The sequence below is a fragment of the Lacticaseibacillus pantheris DSM 15945 = JCM 12539 = NBRC 106106 genome, assembly GCF_001591865.1.
Taxonomy (GTDB): domain Bacteria; phylum Bacillota; class Bacilli; order Lactobacillales; family Lactobacillaceae; genus Lacticaseibacillus; species Lacticaseibacillus pantheris.
This window is the reverse complement of the sequence record NZ_BCVS01000084.1, coordinates 1-10,764: the sequence shown is the minus strand read 5'-3', so window position 1 is coordinate 10,764 and position 10,764 is coordinate 1. Positions and strand designations below refer to the sequence as shown.

General features: G+C 52.4%; 8 protein-coding genes. 7 read left to right on the top strand and 1 reads right to left on the bottom strand.

Annotation, left to right across the window (positions count from 1 at the left end; translation table 11 throughout):
- Window positions 1-147 precede the first annotated feature (147 nt).
- Window positions 148-1,296 (bottom strand): ArgE/DapE family deacylase, encoded by a 1,149-nt coding sequence (locus LPA02S_RS08770; RefSeq protein WP_056956353.1) that lies wholly within the window; start codon window positions 1,294-1,296, stop codon window positions 148-150.
- 399 nt (window positions 1,297-1,695) lie between these two features.
- Between LPA02S_RS08770 and LPA02S_RS08765 the strand changes: the two genes are divergently transcribed.
- The 7 genes from LPA02S_RS08765 to LPA02S_RS08735 all read left to right on the top strand — a co-directional run bounded on the left by LPA02S_RS08765 (window position 1,696) and on the right by LPA02S_RS08735 (window position 10,500).
- Complete coding sequence (locus tag LPA02S_RS08765) at window positions 1,696-2,529, top strand: MetQ/NlpA family ABC transporter substrate-binding protein (protein ID WP_054649529.1); 834 nt, start codon at window positions 1,696-1,698, stop codon at window positions 2,527-2,529.
- Between the two features lie 154 nt (window positions 2,530-2,683).
- A complete protein-coding gene (gene gdhA / locus LPA02S_RS08760; protein WP_061777626.1) occupies window positions 2,684-4,030 on the top strand; it encodes an NADP-specific glutamate dehydrogenase in 1,347 nt (448 codons plus the stop codon).
- Between the two features lie 196 nt (window positions 4,031-4,226).
- Window positions 4,227-4,859: a hypothetical protein gene (locus LPA02S_RS08755; protein ID WP_054649528.1), complete on the top strand. Its 633-nt coding sequence runs from the start codon at window positions 4,227-4,229 to the stop codon at window positions 4,857-4,859.
- A 20-nt stretch (window positions 4,860-4,879) separates the two neighbouring features.
- Window positions 4,880-5,485 (top strand): SOS response-associated peptidase, encoded by a 606-nt coding sequence (locus tag LPA02S_RS08750; protein WP_056956352.1) that lies wholly within the window; start codon window positions 4,880-4,882, stop codon window positions 5,483-5,485.
- Window positions 5,486-6,163: 678 nt separating this feature from the next.
- Window positions 6,164-7,363 (top strand): metal-dependent hydrolase family protein, encoded by a 1,200-nt coding sequence (locus tag LPA02S_RS08745; protein ID WP_054649524.1) that lies wholly within the window; start codon window positions 6,164-6,166, stop codon window positions 7,361-7,363.
- A 29-nt stretch (window positions 7,364-7,392) separates the two neighbouring features.
- Window positions 7,393-9,075: a peptide ABC transporter substrate-binding protein gene (locus LPA02S_RS08740; protein WP_056956351.1), complete on the top strand. Its 1,683-nt coding sequence runs from the start codon at window positions 7,393-7,395 to the stop codon at window positions 9,073-9,075.
- Between the two features lie 27 nt (window positions 9,076-9,102).
- The gene (locus LPA02S_RS08735; protein ID WP_056956350.1) at window positions 9,103-10,500 is read left to right on the top strand and encodes a M20/M25/M40 family metallo-hydrolase; all 1,398 of its coding nucleotides are present in this window, start codon (window positions 9,103-9,105) and stop codon (window positions 10,498-10,500) included.
- The last annotated feature ends 264 nt before the right edge of the window (window positions 10,501-10,764 follow it).

Here is a 10,764-nt window from a genome sequence, read left to right as displayed (position 1 = left end):
GGAGTACCCCACGTAAGCCGTAGCTCACCAACCCGACCGACGCTGCCGGAAACCACCAAAGCCGCAACCCCACCACCACTTTACCAGCACTACCCACACAAAAGAACGGCGGTGAGACCTCCAGAAGTCTCGCCGCCGTTCAATTGTTTACGCGAAGTAATGCCGCGCGATTTGTTCGTACTCATTGATGGCTTGGTGGAACCGCGTCAAACTGACGTACTCGTTGACTTGGTGGCTCACGTTGCCGTCCTCATTGCCGGGGCCAAAGATGATGGTCTCGAACTGGTTGCTACTCTTGGTGAATTCCGAAGCATCGGTGGCCCCGCTAAACGTAGCGAGTGGCACCGGCTGCCCCGAAGCCGCAGCGATGCCCGCATTGGCGGTGGTGACCAGCCGCCCGTCTTTGGCCGTTACGACCGGGTAAAAACTGTGCGTCAGGTGGAACTCCAGCGTGCCGGGCCCCTTGTCACTAATCGCCTGGACCACTTCCTGCAACCGCGCCGTTACCTGCTCGTTCGTGAACGCTTTGGTGGGGCGAATGTTGCCCGCGAGCCGCGCGCTACCAGGAATCGTGTTGACCTGGTCGCCGGCCTGCAGGATGGTCACGCTGTGGACGAGTGGGCCTAAAACGGGGTCAACGGGAGCGTCATCAAAGGCGGTGCGTTCGGCCACCGCAAAGTCGACTAGCTTGGTTGTGGCGTTGATGCCCTGATCTGGAATCGAGCTATGGACTGCCTGGCCCTGGCTGGTGATTTCATAGTTGTACGAACCAGCATGGCCGAACTCGATGACGTTACCGGTGGGTTCGCCCAGCACCAGCGCATCGAGGTCGTCAGCATAGCCGAGTTCCGTCAATTGACGTGAACCGGGGGCGCCATATTCTTCACCCACGGTGGCGATAAACCGGACGTGGTGCGGGAAGCCGCTTTGTTTCAGGTGGATGAACGCGAGGGCCATCGCCACGAGGCCGGACTTCATGTCGCTGGCACCGCGGCCGTAGAGACGGTCGCCATCAATGGTGGCGCTGAACGGCGGGTACTGCCACTTGCTGAGGTCCCCGGGGTTGACGACGTCCTCGTGGCCGCCGAACGCGAACACGGGGCTGCCCTCGCCGAATTCGGCGACTAGGTTGTCGCGGCCCTCGGCAAAGGGGATACGTTTGGTCGCAATGCCCGCGTCCGTAAATAATTGTTCCAAGACATCAGCAACGGTGCTCTCGTGGCCGTTGGCGGTGTCGGTGTTCAGTTGAATGAGCTGTTGTAGCAAAGTGGTTGCTTCGTCCAAGTGTGCCACCATCCTTTCAGGTTGGTTAATGTACTTCCAAAATAGCACGCTAAAATTAAAAAGCAATGGTTGACATTAAAAACCGGTGTGGTATCATGAAGACAACTTAAAGTTACAAACGCGATTAAGTGAGTAACGGCGATTCAGTTGAGCAGAGAACCCGGGTTGGTGCGAACGGGGCAACTGGTAGTCGTGAATATGGCTTGATGATAGCGGCACACTGAGCAGTAATGTGAGGCGATGATGGTCGGCACCCTTTACAGTGCACACGGATGTTTGTCCGTTGCAGAGGATCACTATTGTGGTCGCATTAGAATGGTACCGTGGGCCCGCTCACTTCTAACTTCACCGTTAGGAGTGGGCGTTTTTTATTTACTATCGCGTTGTCCGTCAAATGAGGAGGAATTGTTTATGCAGTCTGGATTGAAGAAAGTTATTAGTGTCGGTTTTACCGCGGCTTTGGCCTTAACGCTCGCCGCCTGGGGCAGTAACCACGCGTCCGCCAAGACGACGAAAACCACCACGGTCAAAGTGGGGATTGTTGGTGCCGACAAACGTATTTGGGACGCAGTCGATAAGAAGGTGCAGAAGGACCACATCAAAATTAAGGTGGTTGAGTTCAGCGACTATAACAAACCTAACTCTGCTTTGCAGGATGGCGACATTGACCTGAACGCGTTCCAGCACCAATACTTCCTGGATAACTGGAACAAGACGCACCACGGTAACTTGGTGGCAATTGGGAAGACCGTCCTGGCGCCGTTGGCCGTTTACTCCCAGAAAATTAAGGGGCTTAAGCAGTTGAAGAAGGGCGACACCGTGTCCGTACCGAACGATCCGACCAACGAGGGGCGTGCACTTCAGTTGTTGGAAGCAGCCGGGTTAATTAAGTTGGACAATAAGGATTTGCCAACAACTCAGGACATTAAGTCTAGTCCTAAGGGAATCAAGGTCGAAGCCATTGACGCCGCCCAGTTACCGAAGAGCCTGCCCGACGTAGCGGCTTCCGTCATCAACTCCGGAGTGGCCGTTGACGCCAAGCTGAATCCAGAAAAGGCCATTTACCGTGAACCAATCACCAAGAAGAGCAAGCCGTGGATTAACATCATCGTGGCTAACAAGAAGGAAAAGAATAAGAAGGCGTACAAGCAGATTGTTAAGGCCTACCAGACGAAGTCAATTGCTAAGCTAATTAAGAAGATTTACAAGTCGACCGAAACGCCGGCGTGGAATTACAAATTTTAGGTAAGCTGTTTGAACGTTGTCGTTGCGGGAAAGACACGGTGTAACTTTTTGTCGACTTTTTGAAGAGGTTGCATTGTAAACGTTAGTCCCTATGATAAAATGAGAGAGTATCTAATTCAAAGTTTAGGTTTGAACGAAAGGATGGTACCCCCTTATGACAGCAGCGACAACATATTTGGAGCAGGTCCGCGCCGAATTAGTGCAACGCGACCCGCACCAACCTGAATTTATTGAGGCAGTCGATAATTTTCTGAAGACCATCACCCCAGTATTGGAAAAGCATCCCGAGTACGTGGATGCCAACTTGATTGGCCGGATGGTTGAACCAGAACGTGTGGTCCAGTTCCGCGTACCGTGGGTGGATGATGCCGGGCACGTCCGGGTTAACCGGGGGTTCCGCGTCCAGTTTAACGGTGCGATTGGACCCTACAAAGGTGGGTTGCGGTTGCACCCAACCGTGAACCTGTCCATCGTGAAGTTCCTCGGCTTTGAACAGGTGTTGAAGAATAGCCTGACCACTTTGCCAATCGGTGGTGCCAAGGGTGGGGCGGACTTTGATCCCAAAGGTAAGTCGGACGCTGAGGTCATGCGCTTCACGCAGAGCTTTATGACCGAGTTACAGAAGTATATTGGTCCCGACGTGGACGTGCCGGCCGGCGATATCGGCGTTGGTGGCCGCGAGATTGGCTACATGTTCGGCCAGTATCGCCGCCTCAATGGGTACCAGGCGGGCATTCTGACCGGTAAGGGTCTGAGCTACGGTGGTAGCCTGGCCCGTCCGGAAGCAACCGGCTTTGGCCTGTTGTACTACACGGACGCCATGTTGCAAGCTAACGGTGAACAGCTCGCTGGTAAGCGCGTGAAGATTTCTGGTGCCGGTAACGTGGCTACGTACGCTACGCAGAAGGCAACCGAGCTGGGCGCAACGGTCCTGACCGTCTCGGATTCCAACGGCTTTGTGTACGATGAAAACGGGATCGACTACCAGGTAGTTAAGCAGATTAAGGAAGTTGAACGCGGCCGGATCAAGGAGTACGCTGACCGCGTATCGACGGCCGAGTACCATGAGGGCTCCGTTTGGGACTTTGATGTCGACTACGACATTGCCCTACCATGTGCAACCCAGAACGAAATTAGTGGTGACCAGGCTGCACGCCTGATTAAGAACGGCGCCAAAGCCGTGGCGGAGGGTGCCAACATGCCTTCCACGCCAGAAGCCACGGCGGCGTACCAGGCGGCCGGTTTGCTAGTGGGGCCAGCCAAGGCCGCTAACGCGGGTGGTGTGGCCGTCTCCGCTTTGGAAATGAGCCAGAACAGCGAACGCTTGTCCTGGAGCTTTGACGAAGTGGATGGTCGTCTCAAGGGCATCATGGAGCACATCTTCAAGGCTTCGGCTGATGCTGCGGACGAGTACGACCTGGGCCACGACTACATTGCCGGCGCCAACATCGCCGGTTTCAGCAAAGTGGCTGACGCAATGATGGCACAGGGGATTATTTAAATCATTGATGCTTTGCTCGCCGTTTGGCAACAAGGCATAAATAGAGGACATCACGGCTTGCGTAGCTGCGATGCCCTCTTTACGTTGGGCTGCGTGGAGGAGCGGCCGTGAGTCTTCGGTGAGTAAATCGATATATTTATTGACCAGCACGTCTGGGCATTGTATAACGGAATTATTATTGTCGGAGGTAGTCGATATGTCTGGGTTGTGGATGATTATCATTTTGGGGTTGGGCGGGACTGCACTCACTGTGGGTGCAGCCTTTATGACCGCGCACGCCCAGTTGCGGCAGGCGTCGTTATTGCGACCATTAACCTTACTGGGAATTGGTGTACTCATCGCCCTCGGTAGTTGGGCGGGGGCCGGTGTGATGCTACATAACACGATTACTGCTGCGCGTACGGCGAGTCGGCTCGCACCACGGCCGGTAGAACAACGTAAGCCTGGCAAAACAACGGCCTCTGACGATCAGTTAGCCGTAGGTCGTGACGTGCAGTATGGACAGAGCCTTAAGTTTGCCCACGATTTGACGGTGAAGGTTGGAGCACCCACCAGCCGTAACTCAGATGGTACAAAGGTGGAGCAGGTGACCGTAACGTTGCGCAATCGTGGGACCCAGCAGTTGCGTATTAACCTGGCTGATTTTCAGATGTACAACAGTGGTGCGGCCATGCCGCAACTGACCACTTTGTCGTCCCAGCAGGTGGTGCCCGCTGACCAAACACGGACGGTGCAGCTGTTGTTTCAGGTGGCTGACCAGCACGACGAAGGCCAACTGGTCGTCAGTTATCACGGTGCCGGTTGGGAATGGCAGGGAACTGCCTTCTAAAACTACCAAGAGGTGGAATTATGTGTGGACGTTATTCATTCAACGTAAAGGGATCGCCGCGACTCCAGACGCTCGCCCGGCAACTGGCCGAGCAAGGGATCAACGTGCAGACTGGCGAGGTGGCCCCAGGGGATAACATGGCGGTGGTAACTCGCAAAGGTGACCGGATGACCTTGGGCGCCGTTAAGTGGGGCTTCCCGGGCTTTGCTGGCAGCCGGCCTGTCATTAACGCACGTGCAGAAACGGTGCTGGATAAGCCGATGTTTCGGGACGCCTTTTTGGCGCATCGCTGCGTGTTCCCGAGCGATGCTTTCTACGAATGGAATCCCAGCCACGAACGGTTTAGTTTTGATCGTTCTGATCAGCAAGTAATTTTTTTGGCGGGTATTATTCGGGACTACCCGGATGGGCCACGCGGGGTCATCCTGACCACTAACCCCAACCAAGATGTCGGGGCGGTGCACGACCGGATGCCGCTAATGGTGGACGAGCAACACATCCGTGACTGGATTATGGATACCACCTTTGCCCAACATTGGCTGGCACACCCTATGGACCGTTTACGGGGTACGCGACAGGTGGCATTGGGCGAAGACATACCGTTGGATTGGGATAATCAAGATTAATGCCGTCCTTAAACCGCGCGGGGCAAAGGTTTGATGGGATAATTAATGGCTTGTATGAGTATTTTGATAACAAAATGTGAAATAACGGTTGACTTCTAATTTTATAAGCCGTATGATAATTCCATCCTCATCAAGAGGACCAAATCTTCCACAGCGAAAGGGGCAATGATCATGACTCAATGTCAGATGTCAGTCACAGTAGTATCACGAATTAACGAAGTAAAGAACAACCAGGTTGCCTCCGCGTTGTTGTGCTTGCGTGCGTTGTAATTCACCTATGGGCGGTCTTTTGATCGCCGGATGAGTCACGTCACCGTAGACCACTGAGAGTTGTGGCTACACGCAAGTACCCGGCAAAACATATTGCCGGCGGGGGTATTTTTTATGCTTAAAATTAACTTTGTGGCACCAAAATTGTTGTTGAACACGACTAACGCAGCGTTGTTGTTGCGGTAGGTAGGCGTTGCTAGCAGAAATGCTAGTCGTGTGTTCTGCGCCGTCTGGGCGTATTCCAATAACAATTTTGGTGCCATTTTCTGCCTAATCGCGGAGAATGGCGGTCACCCATTAGTGGATTAATGGGCGGGCGTCATTTTTTGTACCCTGAAAACGGGGTGATGGCGGTTTTTAACCTGAATTTTGGCATCAGGCAAACGAACGTAGAGGGAGATAAATAACATGACAACAACGAATTACACCAACGCTAATTTCTTTGATGGTGCGCATGATGGGTTTACGCCGAACTCGTGGTTCAGTGTCGACGATATGACTGGTCGCGTGGTTGCATCAGGAACGGGATCGCCGGCACCGGCGGACCATGAGGTTGATTTTCACGGACAATACGTGATGCCGGGAATGATTAACTGCCATGTACATGTCGGGGCGGATGCATTTCACACCACCGATGGTCCAGACAATGAGGCCACAACGACCATGATGGCCATCAAAAATCTACGTGATGCAATTCAAGCTGGTATTACTTATGTACGTAATCTGGGTACTAGTTACGATGTAGACATCAAGATTCGTAATAATCACGACCGTTACGGCTTTCCTACTCCTGGTATTGTGGCGGCAGGGCGTGCAATGAGCATCACGGGCGGCCATGGAGATGGTGCTGACCATAAGGATGGCGATTCGTACCTCGTTGATTCGCCTGATGAGATGCGGAAGGCTACTAGGCAGGCCTTTAAAAATGGTGCGGACTGTATCAAGGTGATGGCGACCGGTGGCGTGATGTCCAAAGGGGATGATCCCAGAGACGTTGCTTTTACCCCGGAAGAAATTGGGGTGGCAATCCGTGAGGCACATGCTCGTCGACGCAAAGTAGCCGCACATGCTCAGGGTACAGAAGGTATCCGGGTAGCGTTGGAAGCGGGAATTGACTCAATTGAACACGGTATTTATATCGATGAAAGCGAAGCTGGGTTCATGGTTGAACATCATGTGTACTTGGTACCAACGCTCAATGCGGTTGAGGCAATAGTGGTGAAGGGTCCCGGTAAGATTCCTGAACATATGACGCGCAAGGCCACTGAGTTTAGCCAGGCGTTCTATGACAACATGCGCATGGCTGTCCGTAAAGGGGTACCCATGGCAACGGGCACGGATGCGGGTACACCGTTTAATGATTTTAAAGAGGGCTATTGGAATGAGTTGGACCTGATGGTAAACAAAATCGGGGTTTCTCCGCAGGATACCTTGTATGCTGCAACGAAGAATGCAGCTGAGTTGATTGGGGTCGATGCCGATTACGGGACGATGGAGCCGGGTAAGTTTGCTGACTTTATTGTAATCAATGAGAATCCCATCGCGGATATCAACGCAATTCGCCAGGACGATAAGCAAGTTTATCAGCACGGCGAACGTCGATTTTAGTCTGGTATAACGAAATGAGGGTTAATATTATGCATACATCCAGTATTAGCAGGCACCGTTTTGATCACGTGAAGAAGGTGGTCAGCGTGGCGGTCGCAGTGGGTTCGGTGGCATTGATGACGGCGGCATGTAGTTCAAAGACGTCCGCATCAACTACATCCAAAATTAGCGTGGCTATCGCGAGTGACTTACAGACTTTGGATCCAGCCCATTGTATCGAAACTACTAGTGGCGAGGTAATTAACAATACTGAAGAGGGGCTCATCACCATCGGTCAAAATAATAAGGTGGAGCCCGGAATTGCGAAAAGTTGGACCAAGTCCGCTGACGGCAAAACCTACACTTTCAATATTAGGAAGGACGCGTACTGGGCTGATGGCACGCCTATCACGGCCAAGACATTCGTATACTCGTGGCAACGAGAAGTTAATCCTAAGACAGCAGCGGAGAACGCCTACCGTTTTTCGGGGATTGTGAATGCGGACGCAATCACCTCCAGCAAGAAGGATGTTTCTACGCTGGGTGTCACGGCAGATGGTAACTACAAACTAGTGGTCAAGATGGATCACCCAATGGCAACATTTGAACAGATGCTGGGAAATGCAGAATTTATGCCAGTTGAGAAAAAAATGGTTGAAAAATACGGGGACAAGTATGGAACTGATTCAACTAAAGTTGGCTACTCAGGCCCATACACAGTGAAAAAGTGGAATGGGTCAGGAGATTCTTGGACGCTGGCTAAGAACAATAAATACTGGAACAAGGGCAACATACACATTGACGATGTTACGTACCAGGTGGTTAAAGAGGCAACCACTGGTCTCAACATGTTTGAATCTGGTCAACTTGACCAAACGACGCTAATCGGCAACCAAGTACAAAACGAAAAGAATAACAAGGATTTCAAACAGGTTAAGAGTGGAGCAAACTACTTTGTCCAGGTCAACCAGAAATCTCCTAGTTCAGATATGGCCAAGAAGGCATTTAACAATGTGTATATTCGCAAGGCCCTATCATTAGCGATTAACCGGAAGGAATTTGTTAACAACGTGCTCAACGATGGCTCCACGGTGCCACTTGGGGTTGTGACTCAAGGAATTAGTAGTTATAAGGGCAAGGATTTTGCCCAGGCAGCATACAACAAGAATACTGCTGACAGTGGTGTCAGTTACGATAAGAAACTCGCGCAAGACTACTGGGATAAGGGTATGAAACAAATTGGCGCAACTAGTCTTGATCTAACCGTGACCTCCGATGATGATGATACGCACGACAGTATCGTTCAGTACCTACAAAATACATGGACGAAGAACCTCAAGGGTCTCAAGCTGACCATTAAGAAAGTACCAAAGGCGACCCGAGTTAAGTACCTACAAAGCGGTAATTTTGACATCATCGTTTCAGGTTGGAGTCCGGATGCAGACCCGGCATCGTTCCTCGACATGTTTAAGACGGGTAACAGTTACAACTTTGGTGATTGGAGCAACGCTACGTACGATAACGATATGAATACTGCCGAAACTACGGCCGATGACAGTACACGGTGGAACAAAATGATTGATGCAGAGCAAATTCTGATGAAGGATCAGGGTGTAATTCCTCTGTACCAGCTTTCAACAACGTACCTTCGTAACACTAAGATTAAGAATTATGTGGACAACCCCGCCGGCGGCACCCCAGGCTGGCGCGGTGTCTACCTTGCAAACAAGTAGGATTAAACATTCAAGGAGGATATACACATGACAGAAACTAAGACAGAAACCAAAGTAGCAATTAACAGTCCCGAAGAGCAGGCGGCCGTTGAGCAGTTTGCAATGGACTATTTTCCGGAGGTAGCGCCGTACGTGAAGATTCCGAGCATTTCGGCGCAGGGCAAAGGTATTAACGAAACCGTTGCTTGGATCAAGGACAAGTTTGCATCCATTGGGGCTACACGCGTGGAAGCGTGGAGTGACCAGGGCGGTAACCCGGTCGTCTTTGCTGAATTCGAGGGTGCCAGCGACAGCACCATCATGTTCTACAACCACTATGACGTGCAGCCGCCAGAACCGATTGAAGAGTGGCGCACGGAGCCATTCGAACCAACCTTTGAGGATGACGGTACGATTCGGGCTCGCGGAATCGGTGACGACAAAGGTGAACTGATGTCCCGCATCACCGCGATGCAATACATGTACGATCATGGCGGCTATCCTTGCCACATTAAGTTTGTGGTCGAGGGCGAGGAGGAAATTGGGTCCATTCACTTTAATGATTACGTGCAGGCCCACCAGGCCGATATGGCTTGCGACGTATGCGTCTGGGAAGGCGGTAGTATCAACGAGCAGGGCCACTTTACCATTACTGGTGGTGTGAAGGGCTGTAGCGCCTTTGATATGAGTGTTCAGACGGCCGACGTGGATATGCACTCCTCGATGGCGGCGTACGTGGACAACGCGGCGTGGCGGATGGTGCAGGCATTGAACTCAATTCGCACTGCGGATGGGCACATCAAAGTTGACGGGTATTACGATAATATTGAACCCATCAGCCAGTCTGCACGGGACGCGATTACCAAGATGGACTTTGATGCGGATGGTATTCGTGAGCGTACGGGGATGCGCACGCCGTTCACGACCGACGACCCCAAGACGGCCAGCGTCACTGCACCAACCATCACGATTAACGGTATTGAGGCGGGCTATAACGGTAGCGGGGTGAAGACCGTCATTCCGCGGTACGCAAAGGCCAAGATTGACTGTCGGATTGTACCGGGGCAGGACGCAGCCACGGTATACAAAATGATTCGGCACCAACTGGATCAAAACGGCTTTGAGGATGTGGAGATGCACTTTAACCTAGCTGAGGAGGCGTTCCGGTCCGACATTGATTCACCATTTTTCAAGGAGGCCGAACGGGTGGCTGAAGCGGTCTACGGTGAAGGCAAAGTGCGGGTGATTCCGAACAGCGCTGGCAGCGGCCCAGAAGCCCAGATGGACGCGGTGATCCACGCACCCATTGTTGCGGTCGGCTGTGGGTACTTCGGTTCGGGGGCGCATGCGCCTAACGAAAGCATGCGGGTCAGGGACTACCAGCGTGGGACGTACTTTATGGTGCGGTTCATGCGGGGCGTGGCAAATTTCGGCCAGCAAGCATAAGCCCAACGTAACGCTACCGTTCGCGGTCTAGGTAGAAGCGACATCACGTGGATTGTTGTCCATGACGGCCTACTCGTTGCTTTGGGTATATCACAGAACGAATCAACAACGATTCCTAATTAATTGCAACACCCACGAAGTCGCGATTGGCTACGTGGGTGTTGCTGTGTCCGAGTGTCTGGTCGGCGGGGGTGCCGTGGCGTGCTACGACTTGGTGGACCACTCCACGGTGACCGCTGCTATTGGCTGGTCGTACTGGCGTGG